Below are 13,778 nucleotides of genomic sequence, written 5' to 3'. Positions count from 1 at the left end.
ACCCCCGGTGACGCGCGACACTCGGACGATGTCCGTCCTGTTGTCCGCCGCCGCCACCCCGACCGCGCCCGGCCTGCTCCTGCGACCGTGGCGCGACGGCGACGCCGACGCGCTGCTGGAGGCCTACCGGGATCCGGTGCTGCGCGCCTGGACCCGCTTCCCGGTGACCACCCGCGCCGAGGCGCGCGCGTTCCTGCGCCGGGCCCGGCAGGGCTGGGCCGCCGGGCGCCGGTTCAGCTTCGCGGTGCTGGAGGACACCCCGACGGGGGAGCGCCTGGTGGCCTGCGTGGTGCTCAAGGACGTCCAGCCCGGGCGGCCGGCCGCCGAGGTCGGCTACTGGACCGCGGCTGCGGCCCGTGGCCGGGGCGTCGCGCCGCGGGCCGTCGACGCGGTCACCGGCTGGGCGTCCGCCCGCTTCGCCGCCGGCGGCCTGACCCGCCTGGAACTGCTGCACCAGGTCGACAACCCGGCCTCCTGCCGGGTCGCGGAGAAGAGCGGGTACGCCTTCGTCGAGGTGCTGCCGGCCCGCCCGCCGTTTCCCCGCGACGGCCACCGGCACGTACGCCGGCTGTCCTGAGCCGTCACCGCGCGGCCGCGCCGAGCAGGCGCAGCAACAGGCGCGGCTCGCCCGGCCACGCGTCGAGCAGCACCTGCCGGGGCACCTGCCGCCCGGCGTAGCGCAACGCGAGCGCCACCACGACGATGTCGTCCAGCGGGCCGATCACCGGCAGGAACTCCGGGATCAGGTCGATCGGGCTGGCCAGCCACACCCCGGCGACGACGATCGCGATCCGGGCCCGGCGCGGCACGCGCGGGTCCCGCCGCAGCCGCCGCACCGTGGTCAGACAGTCGGGCACGAACGCGGCCAGGTCACGCAACAGGCCGGGTGGCAGTCGCCGGGCCGCCAGCACCAGCACCGCCCAGCTCGCGGCCAGGCACCCGGTCGCCACGCCGAGGCCGATCAGCCAGTCACGCACGTCGCCGCTCCTCCCGTCGGCGGAACACTACGCGCCGGGAACACGTCCGCGCGCTGCGACGCTGACCGTGGTCGGGAACCGGCGGATACGGTGGGAGCGGGAGGTGACGGCGGTGACGACAGGCTGGGAGGCCGCGGTCGAGGCGCAGATCCGCTCGGCGCAGGAGCGCGGCGAGTTCGACAACCTGCCGGGCGCCGGCAAACCGATCCCGGGGCATGACCAGCCCTACGACGAGGGCTGGTGGATCCGCAGCTTCATGGAGCGGGAGCAGATCCCGTCCGATGTGATGCTGCCCACCCCGCTGCAACTGCGCCGGCGCGTCGAACAACTTCCCGCCGAGCTGCGCGACCTGCCCACCGAGGACGCGGTCCGGTCGTACGTGGCGGCACTCAACGCCGAGGTGGTGGCCTGGCTGCGTGCCCCGACCGGCCCTCGGGTGGTGGTCCGCCCGGTCAACGTCGACGAGGCGGTACGGCGGTGGCGGGCCGACCGGCAGCAGCCTGTCGTGACCGCGACGCCGGTCGAGTCGGCGCCGCCCGCACCGCCTGCGGCCCGCGCCCGCCGCCGGTGGCGTTGGTGGCGTCGCTGAGCCCCACCGCACGTCAAAGCGACTATCCTGTACGGCATGGACCCGATCGGCTCCGTTCACAAATCGCGAAGACCCTATGAGGCCCGCCCGGGACGCCGGGCGATCGTGGCGGCTGATTTGAGTGAACTGAACGGACCGACCACCGGGATCGTTGAGCTGCCGCACCGTCTGTTCTGGCAGCCCGACCGGCACGTCGACCTCGACGAGCCCGGCTTGTTGGCCTGGATGTACGAGACGGTGCTGGCGGAGGCCGTCCGTCCCGAGGAACTGCGGATCTGGTTGCACGGCCCGACCCTCACGCGGATCTGGCCCACGCTGCACCTGCCTCGCGGCGTCCGCCGCGCCTGGGAGGAACGCCATCATGTGCTTCGCGTCCGGGGCATCGCCGCCTGATGCCGCAAGTCCCCGATCCCTTCCAGCACGAGGTCATCCGCATCGCGCTCGCCGCGGCCGCTCGCCACGGCTTCGCTCTCGCCGGCGGTCAAGCGCTGATCGCCCATGGCTTGGGCACCCGGCCCACCGAGGACATCGATCTTTTCACTGATACCGAAGGCGGCGTCACCGCCGCCTCGGAACTGATTCGTGACGCTTTGTGCGATGCGGGTCTCCAGGTCGAGACCATGACTGATCCCAGCGAACTCGACGAGGTCTTCTACGGATTCGATCAGGACATGGTCGAGTTCGAGGTACACCGCAACGCTCAGGCCGTCCGCGTGCAACTCGTCCGCTTCGCCCGTTTCAGCACCCCAGTGGTGCTCGACATCGGACCCGTTCTCCACCTCGACGATGTCGTCGGCACCAAGGGGGCTGCCATGATCACACGAGCGCAGCCGCGCGACTACATCGACGTCGCGGCAGTTCTCGACCGCTACGACCGTCAGAATTTGATCGTGCTCGCCCGCAAAGCAGACCCCGACATCACAGACGACGAGATTCACGACTCTGTACGGCGGCTCGACGGCCTACCCGATACCGTCTTCGCGCTCTACCGCCTCACGCCCGCGCAGATCAACGAGGTTCGCGCGGCCTTCACCGACTGGCCCAGAGGATAGCTGCGCTGCCAGCGCTCGGCGGTGTGCCGACCCTGGCGCCTCAGCCGTCGCCTCCGCACCGGGATGGCGTCGCTGAGCCCCACCGTGGGTCGCGTCAGGACTCGCCGGCCGCCCGGCCCAGTCCGGCGAAGGCGCGGTCCGCGTCGACGACCGCCTCCGGGTGGACCTCGCGCGCGGGCCGTCCGTCGGCGATCTTCCGCCAGTTGCCGCGCGCCAGCACGCGGTGCACGGCGATCACCTGGGCGGCCAGCAGTCGGGGCCCGATGCCCGGGCCGAGGGCCGCGGCCAGCGCCTCCTCGTCGTCGAGCTGGTACTGCGTGAGCCGTGCGGCCAGGCTGGGCGTGCCGAACACCAGCCGGTGGAATTCCACCACCTGGGGGTGATCGTTGAGGCCGGTCACCGGCTCGAAGCGGTCGAGGCCGGCCCGAAAGTGCCGGTGCAGCGCCGTCATCGGCGCGACGTCGGGCGGACGGTCGCGTACCACGCGTGCGGCCTCGCCGTTGTGGTCGGCGAACCGGTGCAGGATCAGGTCCTCCTTGGTCGCGAAGTAGCGGAACAGGGTCGGTTTCGACACCTCGGCCGTCGCCGCGATGTCGGACACCGACACCTGCTCGAACCCGCGCGCCAGGAACAGCGCGATCGCGGCGTCGGCGATCGCGCCCCGGGTCTGCGCCTTCTTGCGGGCCCGTAGCCCACCCGGCTCACTCACCGCGTCAGGGTAACAAGTGTTACCGGGTTGTGTTTTTAACCGAGTAACGGTTCGATGGTCGGCATGGAACGTACAGAGGCGGTGCTCGTCACCGGGGCGACCGGCCGGATCGGGCGCGCCGTGATCGATCAACTGGTCGACGCGGGCGTGCCGGTCCGTGCCCTCGTCCGCCGCCCCGAGTCGGCGGCCACCCTGCCCACCACCGTCGAGGTCGTCACCGGCGACCTCACCGTGCCCGAATCGCTCGACGCGGCCCTGACCGCCGTCAGCGCCGTCTTCCTGGTCTGGACCGCCCCGCCGCACACCGCGTCCGCCGTCGTCGACCGGCTGGCCGCCCACCCGCGACGGGTCGTCTACCTGTCCGCGCCACACCGCACCCCACACCCGTTCTTCCGGCAGCCGAACCCGATGGCGACGCTGCACGCCCGCATCGAGCAGCTCATCGCGGCGACCGGTCTCGACGCGACGATCGTCCGGCCGGGGATGTTCGCCTCCAACGCGCTGCACTGGTGGGCCCCGGCGATCCGTCGCGACGCGGTGGTCCGGTGGCCGTACGGCGCGGCCGAGACCGCCCCCGTCGACGACCGGGACGTCGCCGCGGTCGTCGCGCGGATCCTGTCCGACAACGGGCCCGCCGGCGGCGATCACGTCCTGACCGGCCCTGAGTCGCTCAGCCAGGCCGAACAGGTCAGCCTCATCGGCGCCGCCCTGGGCCGGCCGATCGCGTTCGAGGACCTGCCGCCCGACGAGTTCCGTCGCCAGGCCCCGGAGGACGCGCGTCCCGCCGTGGACATGCTGCTGGCCGCGTGGCGCGCCACCCTGGGGCATCCGGCGCACGTCACCACCACGGTGTCGCACCTGCTCGGCAGGCCGGCGCGCACGTTCCGTCAGTGGGCTGCCGACCACGTCACCGCGTTCACCACGCCGGGCGACCCGGCGACCTGAACCGGCCTGCTCCTCAGTCGAGCGCGGCCCGCCACGTCCACGACGTCCGGCGCGGCCGGTCGCCCAGCGGGGACCGGCCGGTCAGCCAGAGCAGCACCGGCGCCGGCGCGCCGGCGGGCGCGTCGGGGAACAGCCGTCGCACCACCCCGGCGCACAGGCCGGCCGGCGGTGACCAGGGCACGTCGAGACCGCGGGTCACGTCATGGGTGTGCAGCAGGATCTCGGCCACCCCCATCGCGGCGAAGCCGCCCGGGTCGCAGGGCCCCCAGTGCCAGCCCCGGTCGTCCGGGTCGGCGGTGTCGACCAGCGCGGCGAGCATCCCGGCGGTGGCGGTCGCCACGGTCAGCACCCGCGCCGGTGGGGCGTCGGGGTGGACCCGCAGGTCGAACGGCAGGTAGCCGTCGGTGGGGCGGCCGGCCACCTGACCGGCGTACCCGGCCAGGTCGTGCGCGACGTGCGCGGTCGTGGTCCAGCAGGACCAGTCCAGGTCGCCCGCGCGTACCGTCCAGTCCCGGCCGGCGGCCGGTAGCAGCACGGCGGTCATCGCGGCGGCGGCGGCGCGGACGTCCGCGCCGGTCATCCCGGACCCGTGGGAGGGCCCCGCGGGCGGCGTCACCGTCGGCGGACGCGCAGCACGCAGGTGCGCATCGGGAGCGTGAACTCACCGTGCGCGGTCTCCGGCCGGCTGGCCAGGAACGCCCGGATGCGGTCGAGCGTGGCCTGTCGCTGCGCCGCCGGCATCACCAGCAGGCCCGCTCGGGTGGCGAGCGTCGCGGTCAGCGAGTCGGCGGTGCGCTGCTGCCCGTGTCGGAACGTGGCCTGCTCGGGTGCGTCGAAGCGGGCCGGCGCGCCGTTGCCCGGCAGGTGCATCCGCGCCGTCTCGGCCCGCCAGCTCGCGGGCGTGTCGCGAGGGCCGACGACGGCGTTGCCGCTGGCCTCGGCCAGGCCGGCGACCCAGTCCACCTCGTCGTCCAGCACGTTCCACAGGCCGGCCAGGACACCGCCGGGGGCGAGGACCCGGGCGATCTCCGGGCCCGCCACCGCCATGTCGAACCAGTGCATGGCGTTGCCGGCCAGCACGGCGTCGACGGACGCGTCCGGCAGCGGGATCGCCTCGGCGCTGCCGGACAGCGCGCGGACATCCGGCAGCGCGCGGCGCAGCTCGGCCCGCATCGCCGGGTCCGGCTCGACGGCGGTGACGCCGGCGCCGACCGCCTGGAGCGTGGCGGTCAGCTTGCCGGTGCCGGCCCCGAGATCGAGCACCGGGGGCCGGGGGCGGTCTCCAGCGCCCACCGGACCGCGTCCTGTGCGTAGTCCGGGCGGTGCTGGGCGTATGCGGTGGCCGCGGCCCCGAACGACGAGGAATGCCGGGTGTGGTCGGGCTGCTGCATTCAGGTGTTCCTCTCGTCGAGCGCGGCGAGCGGTCGCAGCGGGTCGATGTCCACGCCACCGTAGTACCGGTCGCGGCGGGCACCGGCCCGCCGCGACCGGTCCCGGTCAGCAGTCCACGGACATCAGCGTGAACGTGAAGACGGTGTTCCTCGTCCGCCGGACCGGCACGTCGCACTTGACCCGGCGCTGGACCTCGGTCCGGCTGAGGCCCAGCCCACGGGCGACGAGCCGGTCCGGGCGTACCGGCACCGGATCGTGGAACACCACCTCCACCCGGATCGGCCACGCCTCGCCGAGCGGTACCGGCACGGCGTCCAACCGCCACGCGTCGGTCCAGTCGAGAACGACGTGGTTACGCCGGCGGAACGCCGGATCGAGCAGGGCGGACGCCACCAGCCGCGCGTCGTTGGTGTGGTAGCCGTGCAGCTCGGCCGGGTCGAGGGAGCCGACCGACGTGCGTTCGTGGACGGTGAGCTTGCTGGTCCGGTCGCAGCGTACGCACCGGACCAGCAGCCACACGTCCAGCAGCTTGCCGTTGGCGTTGACCCGGAACCGGCCGTCGCCGGTGGTGGCGGACTCCGACGGGCAGTCCACGCAGCGCCGCGACAGCAGCGGCAGCCTGGTCCGGCGGACGACCCAGGGCAGCACGACATGAGGTGGTGAGGACATGAGTTTCGAGACCCGATCTGTCTAGATCTGACACGAGGCCGATGAGGCGCGACCTCGAACGCCGCGGGAACCGGGGTGCGCGGGGGCAGCCCGGCGGAACCGACGGGACGCGTCGGCTTCCGGAGCGCGGTGGAACGTGTCAGATCCGCGGAGCGGGCGGGGTCATGCGGCTCGTGTCCTCTCTCCTCGGTGTGCCAGGCAACTTAGGAGAGACGGATGAGCGGCTCAACCGGTTATCCCCGCCAATTAATGGATTACCGGTTACGACAAACCAGCAATACCGCCGGGCGAATGCCGCAAAACGACCATGCACCATAATGACAGTTCTTGTGCGTAAGGATTCAAGCTGGTGTCATCGCCCCGCGTACCGTCCGGTGCGGACCGACAACAGCGGGGAGACCACGGTGACCGTCATCGACAAGATCGCCTGGATCCGGTTGGCGCACGGCGCGATCCTCAGTTCGCGCTCACGCGGCAAGGACGTCCACTACCTGCCCGGTGGCAAACGGGAGGCTGGCGAGAGCGACCTCGACACGCTCGTGCGGGAGATCCGCGAGGAGCTCAGCGTCACCATCGACCCGGACAGCGCCGCGTTCGTCGGCGCGTTCGAGGCCCAGGCGCACGGACATCCGGACGGCACCGTCGTGCGGATGCGCTGCTACGCCGCCGACTACCGGGGCGTCCTGCGGCCGGCCCACGAGATCGAGGAGATCACCTGGCTGACCTACGCCGACCGGCACCGTGTCTCCCCGGTGGACCAGATCATCTTCGACCACCTGCACCGCGCCGATCAGCTTCGCTGACGACAGGATCGCGGCTCAGGGCCGGTAACCCGCCCTGGCGGCGGCCACCTCGGCGGCGCGGCGCTCACGCCACCGCCGCTGGGCGTCGCTGTTGCAGTGCCGGCACACCTTCCGGAACCGGTCGGTGCCGGGCTCGACCTCCCGCTCGTGCCCGTTGCGGCACGTCGGCTGCTGCCGCCGCTCGCGGCGGTTGTCGCCGCGGCTGAGCTGACGCAGGTGCGTCGGCTCGATGCAGTCGAGCACGCCGCAGTCGTGCCGCACCTCCAGGCCCGGCCGGTAGCCACCGACGAAGACCGCGTACGCGGCGACGTGCGCCCACGCCCGACCGGCCACCTTCTGGTGCACCCCGCGTCGGCTGCCGTAACCGCGCACGACCAGGCAGCCGCCGGGCGTGCGGGTCGACCGGGCCAGCAGGTGGGCCCGCAGGGACTCCTCGGTGAAGTGTCGGGACAGTCCGGTCACCTCAGACAGCATCCGGCGAGCATAGGCCGGCGGGACGTGACGTGCGGGCCGCCGCCGGACCGGCGGCGGCCCGCACAGCCGTCGTCGGTCAGCGCTGCGTGCGGTCGTCGATCTCGGTGCCGGACTCACCGGGCCGGGCGCCGATCGCCTCCGCGGCGGCCCGGCCGCCGGTGCTCTCGTCGCCCTGCCGCAGCGAGCTGCGGGGCAGCCCGGCCAGGTGTGCCGGGTCCTCGATCGGCTGGTCCGGCCAGTCGTCCGAGGTGCCGTCGGCCAGGCCGGCCCGGCGCAACACCTCGACCAGGTCGTCGTGCGACAGGCGCTCGGCCTCCGGAATCCCGGCCCCGCGCGCCATGGACCGCAGCGTCTTCAGGTCTTCGCTCGCGAATGTCTCGGCCATGGGCGGAGCCTTCCCGCCGCTCAGGACAAGGAAACCCGCCTCAGGCCCGGGCCCCGCCGAGACCGAGGAGCACGGCCAGGCCGAGCGCGCTGCGCGGCGCGTACGGGATCCGCCACAGCCCGCCGTGTGCCGCCGCGTACGCTTCGTCCCGCCACGGGTGCTCCTGCGTCGGTCCGCCGCCGGTGCGCAGGTCGTGCACGAGCAGCGCGGCCATCAGTGTGTTGCTGGTGGCCGGCTCGAACACCTCGACGCCGAAGCGGTGCGCGCCGGCCGTCGGTGGTCGCGGGGAACACCACCCCGGTCGGGCCGTCCACGGGTCACCTCCAGGTCGCGGTCGTGGGGTCACTCTGCCGCATCGATGCCCCGCGCCGCCCGTCGAGGGTGTGCGTTCAGCGGCGGGCGAGCTTGCGTTGCGGTCGCGGCCGGTCGCGTTCCGGGTCGACGCCGACCTGCACGGCGAAGGCCGGGTCGACGGCGAGCAGCGGTCGCGGACCGAACAGCGCCATGGCGGTGAGCAACGCGTCGGTGTCCCGCCCCTGCCAGGTGGGACGGCGTTCGGGGTCGAGGTCGGCGTGCTCGCGGCGCAGCCGGCGCAGCAGACGCCGGGCGGCGGCGCCGGTCTCCGGCACCTCGGTCAGCCACCAGCCGCCCAGCGCGGTGGCCAGGCAGCAGAGCAGCAGCCCGGCGACCGAGGCGGGTCCGCCAGCGGTGCGACCCTCGACCGCGCTGTCCACCAGCCGGGTCACCCCGACGGCGGCGACCAGGAACAGCGGCAGCGTGCCCAGGGCGACCCGGCGGCGCTGGCCACGGGTGAGCAGCCAGCCGTCGCGGACCAGCCGGCCGACCATCCGGCGCAGCGCCCGCGCGACGTCGGGGTCGGCCAGCACGGCGGCCCAGGTCTGCGGGTGGCGCAGCGCGGTGTGCAGGGCGCGGACCAGGGCCGGCGGCCGGGACGGTGGTGGACCGTCGGCGTGCAGGGTGGCGAGTTCCCCGACGGTCACCCCGCCGGCGCGGCGCAGCGCGGCCACGCCCACCTGGCAGGCCAGCAGCGCCCGGTCGGTGAGGTACGCCAACTCGACCCGGTCGGGTGTCGCGCCCCGGGCCCGGCGGCCGGTCAGCTCGCGTGCCGCCACGGCGACCGCGACGGCCACGGCGACCGCGCCCAGGTAGTCGAGGAGGAAGACCGGTCCGCTGACACCCCAGAGCATGGCGACAAGTATGGCGGTACGGTGATCCGGGGCGGGGGCGGGTGGAAACGGGTGGCCGCGCGCGACGCCGCCGGGCTAGCGTGCCGACGATGCGCATCCGGGAGCACGTCGACGCCGACTGGGGTCAGGTCTGGCCGATCCTTGCGGGCGTCATCACCGCCGGGGACACGTTCGCCTACGATCCGACCTGGTCGGCCGGGGTGGCGCGCGAGGTGTGGGTGGAACGCCCGCCGGGGCGCACCTCGGTGGCGGTGGACGACGACGGTGTCGTGCTCGGCAGCGCCAAGATGGGCGCCAACCGGCCGGGCCCGGGTGCGCACGTGGCGACCGCGAGTTTCCTGGTGGCCGCGGACGCGCGGGGTCGTGGCGTGGGCCGGGCGCTGTGCGAGGAGGCGGTGGACTGGGCCCGTCGGGCCGGTTTCGCCGCGATGCAGTTCAACGCCGTGGTGGAGACCAACACCGTGGCGGTGCGGCTCTACCGGCGGCTCGGCTTCACGGTGGTCGGCACCGTGCCGGAGGCGTTCGCCCATCCCACCCTGGGCCGGGTGGGCCTGCACGTCATGCACCGTTTCCTGTGACCGCTGCGCGGTGTGCGGCGAAAGTGTCGGGGGCCGTCGTTAGGTTGGCGGGGATCGCCGCCGTCGAAGGAGCCTCGTCATGACCACGCTCACCGACCGCCCCCGCATCGCGCTGCTCGTCGTCGACGTGCAGAACGGCGTGGTGCGCGGCGCCCACGACCGGGACCGGGTGGTCGCGAACATCGCCGCCCTGGTCGAGCGCGCCCGCGCGGCCGGCGTCCCGGTGGTCTGGGTGCAGCATCGCAGCGAGGAGCTGCCCACCGGCAGTGCGCAGTGGCGGATCGTGCCGGAGCTGGTGCGCCGCGACGACGAGGCGCTCGTGCACAAGGCCTACGGCGACTCGTTCGAGGCCACCGACCTGGAGCAGGTGCTCGCCGCCGAGGGTGTCGGGCGGCTCGTCGTGACCGGCGCGCAGACCGACGCCTGTGTCCGTTCCACCCTGCACGGCGCGTTCACCCGCGGCTACGACGTCACGCTGGTCGCCGACGCGCACACCACCGAGGACCTGTCGGCCTACGGCGCGCCCCCGCCGGCGCAGGTGATCGCGCACACCAACCTCTACTGGGGCTTCCAGCGCGCGCCGGGCCGCCGCGCCGGCACGGTCGACACCGCCGACGTCGACTTCACCGCCGCCGTCCCGGCCTGACCGGCGGCCCAGCCGTCCGGTCCTGACCGGCGGCCGAGCCGTCGTGGCGTGGCCGGTCCGGAACCGCCCACCTCCGATGCGGTCGGGGAAAACGCCTGGCCGTGCCCGGTGGCTGCTGGCAGGCTGCCGGTCATGACCGCTCAAGCTCTCGCGGGGGCGCTCGCCGACGAGCGTCGCCGGGCCGTGTTCGCCGCGATCGTGCTCGGCGCCCGGGACGTCGCGTCCGTGGTGGCGCGCACCGGCCTGCCGGCCCGCGACGTCGCCACCGCCGTGCGCCGGCTCACCGACGCCGGTGTGCTGACCGACGCCGACGACCTGCGCGTCGACGGTGAACGGCTGCGCGAGTTCGCCCGGGCCGGGGCGTCGTCGCCGGCCCTCCCGCCGGCCGACCGGCGCGAGACGATCCTGCGTACGTTCCTGCGCGACGGCGCGCTGATCCGGCTGCCGGCGCAGCGCGCTCGCCGCCGGGTGCTGCTGGAGCACATCACCGAGCGCACCTTCGAGCCCGGGCGGCGCTACCCGGAGCGGCTGGTGGACGAGGCGCTGCGCCCCTGGTGCGAAGGCGGTGCGGCGGACCACGTCACGCTGCGCCGCTATCTCGTCGACGACGTGCTGCTCACCCGCGAGCAGGGCGTCTACTGACGGACCGGGCCGTGAGCCCCGATCGCCGTTTCCGGGGAGCGGCCGGTGGAGGTTGACGACGGCGTGCCGCCGCGCTAAAACAGAAACCGGAAGTTGAGTCACTTCGACTCAAGTCGAGACCTTGGGCCAGGAGAACCGAGGAGGCAGGACCATGTTGATGCGTACCGACCCGTTCCGCGAGATCGACCGGATCGCCGAGCAGTTCTTCGGCACCACCGCCCGGCCGGCCGTGATGCACCTGGACGCCTACCGCGACGGCGACCACTTCTACGCCGCCTTCGACCTGCCCGGCGTGGACCCGGACAGCATCGACTGCACCGTCGAGCGCAACGTGCTGACCGTCCGCGCCGAGCGACGTCGCCCCACCGGCGAGAACATCGAGCTGGTCGCCGCCGAACGTCCGATGGGCACGTTCACCCGGCAGCTGTTCCTGGGCGACACGCTGGACACCGACCGGCTGGAGGCAGGCTACGACAACGGGGTGCTGACGCTGCGCATCCCGATCGCCGAGCGGGCCAAGCCGCGCCGGATCGCGGTCACCTCGACCGCGGAGGGCAACGGGCACCGGCAGCTCACCACCGTCTGAACGCGCGTCACGCCGACGCGGGGGAGACCGGAGCGCCGGCCGCCCCCGCGTCGGCGTCCGACGGGTAGAGCCGGGTCAGCGCGCGCGCCGTGGCGGTGAACCGGTCCCGCAGCTCCGCCGGGGCCAGCACCTCCACCTCGGCGCCGAGCTTGAGCAACTCGGCGTGGGCGTGCCGCGTCGACTCGATCGGCACGGTTGTCTCCCGCCAGCCGTCCGGGCCGGGTTCGCCGGCCGCCGCCCGGGCCGCCCGCGCCATCTCCGGCGGAAAGACGTAGGGCATGAACTCCAACGCGGCCGTGCTGAGCCGGATACGCGCCTCGCCGCGGTAGACGTCGCGCTCGTACCGGGCGGTCCACTCCCGCCAGTAGGCGGCCAGGTCGAAGCCGTCCGGGCGCTGGTGCCGCTCGTCGGTGACCACCGCGTCGAGCACCGCGCCGACCCGGTAGGTGCGGACCTGCTCCTCGCACCGGGCCACCAGGTACCAACGGCCGGCCTTGAGCACCACGCCGAGCGGGGCGACCAGCCGGGTCACCTCCCGTGGGGCGCGCCAACGCCGGTAGCGCAGCCGGACCATCCGGTCCTCCCACACCGCGCCGGCCAGCGTGGCCAGGTGCGGGGTGTCCTCCGGGTGCCGGAACCAGCCGGGCGCGTCCAGGTGGAACCGGTGCCGCAGCCGGCCGCTGCGGTCGGCGAGTTCCTCCGGCAGCGCGGCGCGCACCTTCAGCTCGGCCGCGGCCACCGTGCTCGCCAGGCCCAGCTCCGCGGCGGGCCCGGGCAGGCCGGCGAGGAACAGCGCCTCGACCTCCGGACCGGTCAGCCCGGTGAGTCGGGTGCGGTAGCCGGCCAGCAGCCGGTAGCCGCCGGCCGGGCCGCGGTCGGCGTACACCGGGACGCCGGCGGCGCCGAGCGACTCGACGTCGCGGTAGACGGTCCGCACCGACACCTCCAGGGCGTCGGCGAGTTCCTGGGCGGTCATCCGCCCCCGGGCCTGCAGGAGCAGCAGCAGGGAGACCAGCCGACTGGCGCGCACCGCACGACGGTAACCCCTGCCGGTGATCCGGTCGCGGCGCGCCTCGTCGCGAAACGCGCCGCCGACTGAGAACCTTTCTCGCATGTTGCGTCCCGAGGTCCTGCCCCGCGCCCGTGTCGCCGTGTCCGGCGCTCCGGCCGACTTCACCGAGGCGTGGCTGCGCAACCGGCGGCTGTCCGAGCACACCCGCGACGCGTACCGGCGGGACGTGACAGGCTGGCTGCGCTGGTGCGCCGAACGGGGCCTGGAGCCGCTACGGGTCACCTTCCTCGACGTCAACGCGTACGGCCGGGATCTGGAGTCCACCCCGCGTGGACGCGACGGCCGCCCGCTGACGCCGGCCACCGTGGCGCGCCGGCTGTCCGCGCTGTCGAGCTGGTACGACTTCCTGGTCAAGCTGGGCGCGGTGCCGGCCAATCCGGTCGCCGCGGCCGACCGGCCCCGGGTCGACCGGGACCACTCCGCCACCGTCGGTCTCAGCCCGGACGAGGTCGACGCGCTGCTGGCCGCCGCCGAGGCGGACACCGGCCCGACCGCCGCCCGCAACCGGGCCACCCTCGCGCTCCTGGCCGACCTGGGCCTGCGGGTCGGCGAGCTGGTCTCGCTGGACCTGGCCGACCTGGGCGCGGAGCGCGGTCACCGCAGTGTCCGCTTCGTCGGCAAGGGCGGCAAGGTACGCCGTCGCGCGCTCACCCCCGGCACCGCGTACGCGCTGGACGCCTACCTGGCGGACCGGGCCGCCGCCCAGGGCGTCACGGTGCCGCAGCTGACCGGCCCGCTGCTGGTCACCGCGACCGGCGGGCGACTGGACCGGCACGCCGTGTTCCGGCTGGTGCGCCGGCTGGCGCAGAGCGCCGGGATCGCGGCCTGGGCGCGGTTGTCGCCGCACTCGCTGCGGCACGCGTTCGCCACCACGGCCCGCTCGGAGGGCGTGCCGTTGGAGGACGTGCAGGACGCGATGGGTCACGCCGACCCACGGACCACCCGTCGCTACGACCGGGACCGGCACAACCTGGACCGCGACCCGGCGTACGCGATCTGGGCCGCCCGCGCCCGCCGGCGCGGCTGAGCGTCGGACCCGGGCCGTAGGGTG

21 protein-coding genes are annotated in these 13,778 nt (G+C 74.1%); 11 read left to right on the top strand and 10 right to left on the bottom strand.

What is annotated here, in order from left to right; genetic code table 11:
• Positions 1-28: 28 nt before the first annotated feature.
• Complete coding sequence (locus C8054_RS17675) at positions 29-577, top strand: GNAT family N-acetyltransferase (protein ID WP_107157892.1); 549 nt, start codon at positions 29-31, stop codon at positions 575-577.
• A gap of 4 nt (positions 578-581) precedes the next feature.
• Here C8054_RS17675 and C8054_RS17670 read toward each other — a convergent pair whose 3' ends face one another.
• Positions 582-977 carry a YkvA family protein gene (locus C8054_RS17670; RefSeq protein WP_107157891.1) on the bottom strand — a complete coding sequence of 132 codons (396 nt, stop codon included), beginning with the start codon at positions 975-977 and terminating at the stop codon, positions 582-584.
• Between the two features lie 112 nt (positions 978-1,089).
• Here C8054_RS17670 and C8054_RS17665 point away from each other — a divergent pair, with 112 nt between their 5' ends.
• The 3 genes from C8054_RS17665 to C8054_RS17655 are packed head-to-tail and all read left to right on the top strand — an operon-like array spanning position 1,090 to position 2,618.
• Positions 1,090-1,566, top strand: coding sequence for a DUF1992 domain-containing protein (locus C8054_RS17665; protein ID WP_107157918.1), 477 nt, complete (start codon positions 1,090-1,092; stop codon positions 1,564-1,566).
• Positions 1,567-1,602: 36 nt separating this feature from the next.
• Positions 1,603-1,959 carry a hypothetical protein gene (locus tag C8054_RS17660; protein ID WP_107157890.1) on the top strand — a complete coding sequence of 119 codons (357 nt, stop codon included), beginning with the start codon at positions 1,603-1,605 and terminating at the stop codon, positions 1,957-1,959.
• A complete protein-coding gene (locus tag C8054_RS17655; protein ID WP_233219692.1) occupies positions 1,959-2,618 on the top strand; it encodes a nucleotidyl transferase AbiEii/AbiGii toxin family protein in 660 nt (219 codons plus the stop codon). Before C8054_RS17660 ends, C8054_RS17655 begins: the two co-directional genes overlap by 1 nt.
• Before the next feature lie 94 nt (positions 2,619-2,712).
• On the opposite strand, the gene C8054_RS17650 is transcribed toward C8054_RS17655, so the two are convergent.
• On the bottom strand, positions 2,713-3,327 hold the full coding sequence (locus C8054_RS17650; RefSeq protein ID WP_107157889.1) for a TetR/AcrR family transcriptional regulator: 615 nt from the start codon (positions 3,325-3,327) through the stop codon (positions 2,713-2,715).
• 63 nt (positions 3,328-3,390) lie between these two features.
• On the opposite strand from C8054_RS17650, the gene C8054_RS17645 reads away from it, so the two are divergent.
• Complete coding sequence (locus tag C8054_RS17645) at positions 3,391-4,272, top strand: NAD(P)H-binding protein (protein WP_233219691.1); 882 nt, start codon at positions 3,391-3,393, stop codon at positions 4,270-4,272.
• A 13-nt stretch (positions 4,273-4,285) separates the two neighbouring features.
• On the opposite strand, the gene C8054_RS17640 is transcribed toward C8054_RS17645, so the two are convergent.
• The 3 genes from C8054_RS17640 to C8054_RS17630 form a co-directional block, all read right to left on the bottom strand.
• Complete coding sequence (locus C8054_RS17640; RefSeq protein WP_107157888.1) at positions 4,286-4,852, bottom strand: hypothetical protein; 567 nt, start codon at positions 4,850-4,852, stop codon at positions 4,286-4,288.
• A gap of 32 nt (positions 4,853-4,884) precedes the next feature.
• Positions 4,885-5,565, bottom strand: coding sequence for a class I SAM-dependent methyltransferase (locus C8054_RS17635; protein ID WP_233219690.1), 681 nt, complete (start codon positions 5,563-5,565; stop codon positions 4,885-4,887).
• 204 nt (positions 5,566-5,769) lie between these two features.
• Positions 5,770-6,312 (bottom strand): DUF1062 domain-containing protein, encoded by a 543-nt coding sequence (locus tag C8054_RS17630; protein ID WP_233219689.1) that lies wholly within the window; start codon positions 6,310-6,312, stop codon positions 5,770-5,772.
• Positions 6,313-6,737: 425 nt separating this feature from the next.
• Between C8054_RS17630 and C8054_RS17625 the strand changes: the two genes are divergently transcribed.
• A complete protein-coding gene (locus C8054_RS17625) occupies positions 6,738-7,136 on the top strand; it encodes an NUDIX domain-containing protein (protein WP_107157915.1) in 399 nt (132 codons plus the stop codon).
• Between the two features lie 15 nt (positions 7,137-7,151).
• Here C8054_RS17625 and C8054_RS17620 read toward each other — a convergent pair whose 3' ends face one another.
• The 4 genes from C8054_RS17620 to C8054_RS17605 all read right to left on the bottom strand — a co-directional run bounded on the left by C8054_RS17620 (position 7,152) and on the right by C8054_RS17605 (position 9,203).
• Complete coding sequence (locus C8054_RS17620) at positions 7,152-7,610, bottom strand: HNH endonuclease (RefSeq protein WP_107157886.1); 459 nt, start codon at positions 7,608-7,610, stop codon at positions 7,152-7,154.
• A gap of 76 nt (positions 7,611-7,686) precedes the next feature.
• Positions 7,687-7,995 carry a hypothetical protein gene (locus tag C8054_RS17615; RefSeq protein WP_107157885.1) on the bottom strand — a complete coding sequence of 103 codons (309 nt, stop codon included), beginning with the start codon at positions 7,993-7,995 and terminating at the stop codon, positions 7,687-7,689.
• A gap of 40 nt (positions 7,996-8,035) precedes the next feature.
• Complete coding sequence (locus C8054_RS17610) at positions 8,036-8,341, bottom strand: hypothetical protein (RefSeq protein WP_199199810.1); 306 nt, start codon at positions 8,339-8,341, stop codon at positions 8,036-8,038.
• A 43-nt stretch (positions 8,342-8,384) separates the two neighbouring features.
• Positions 8,385-9,203, bottom strand: a complete 819-nt coding sequence (locus C8054_RS17605; RefSeq protein ID WP_107157884.1) for a TIGR04222 domain-containing membrane protein — start codon at positions 9,201-9,203, stop codon at positions 8,385-8,387.
• An 89-nt stretch (positions 9,204-9,292) separates the two neighbouring features.
• Here C8054_RS17605 and C8054_RS17600 point away from each other — a divergent pair, with 89 nt between their 5' ends.
• The 4 genes from C8054_RS17600 (at position 9,293) to C8054_RS17585 (ending at position 11,655) form a co-directional block, all read left to right on the top strand.
• Positions 9,293-9,781 carry a GNAT family N-acetyltransferase gene (locus C8054_RS17600; RefSeq protein WP_107157883.1) on the top strand — a complete coding sequence of 163 codons (489 nt, stop codon included), beginning with the start codon at positions 9,293-9,295 and terminating at the stop codon, positions 9,779-9,781.
• 79 nt (positions 9,782-9,860) lie between these two features.
• Positions 9,861-10,427: a cysteine hydrolase family protein gene (locus C8054_RS17595; RefSeq protein WP_107157882.1), complete on the top strand. Its 567-nt coding sequence runs from the start codon at positions 9,861-9,863 to the stop codon at positions 10,425-10,427.
• A gap of 132 nt (positions 10,428-10,559) precedes the next feature.
• Positions 10,560-11,069, top strand: a complete 510-nt coding sequence (locus tag C8054_RS17590) for a DUF2087 domain-containing protein (RefSeq protein WP_107157881.1) — start codon at positions 10,560-10,562, stop codon at positions 11,067-11,069.
• Positions 11,070-11,220: 151 nt separating this feature from the next.
• Positions 11,221-11,655 carry an Hsp20/alpha crystallin family protein gene (locus C8054_RS17585; protein ID WP_107157880.1) on the top strand — a complete coding sequence of 145 codons (435 nt, stop codon included), beginning with the start codon at positions 11,221-11,223 and terminating at the stop codon, positions 11,653-11,655.
• Between the two features lie 7 nt (positions 11,656-11,662).
• Here the strand turns inward: C8054_RS17585 and C8054_RS17580 are convergent, their stop codons facing one another.
• Positions 11,663-12,685, bottom strand: a complete 1,023-nt coding sequence (locus tag C8054_RS17580) for a YafY family protein (RefSeq protein ID WP_107157879.1) — start codon at positions 12,683-12,685, stop codon at positions 11,663-11,665.
• Between the two features lie 82 nt (positions 12,686-12,767).
• On the opposite strand from C8054_RS17580, the gene C8054_RS17575 reads away from it, so the two are divergent.
• Positions 12,768-13,754, top strand: a complete 987-nt coding sequence (locus C8054_RS17575; RefSeq protein WP_107157878.1) for a tyrosine-type recombinase/integrase — start codon at positions 12,768-12,770, stop codon at positions 13,752-13,754.
• Positions 13,755-13,778: the final 24 nt, after the last annotated feature.

Origin of the sequence: Micromonospora sp. RP3T, assembly GCF_003027925.1 — a bacterium.
GTDB lineage: Bacteria > Actinomycetota > Actinomycetes > Mycobacteriales > Micromonosporaceae > Micromonospora.
Note: the sequence above shows the minus strand (reverse complement) of the source record. Positions and strands in the feature narration are given on the sequence as shown.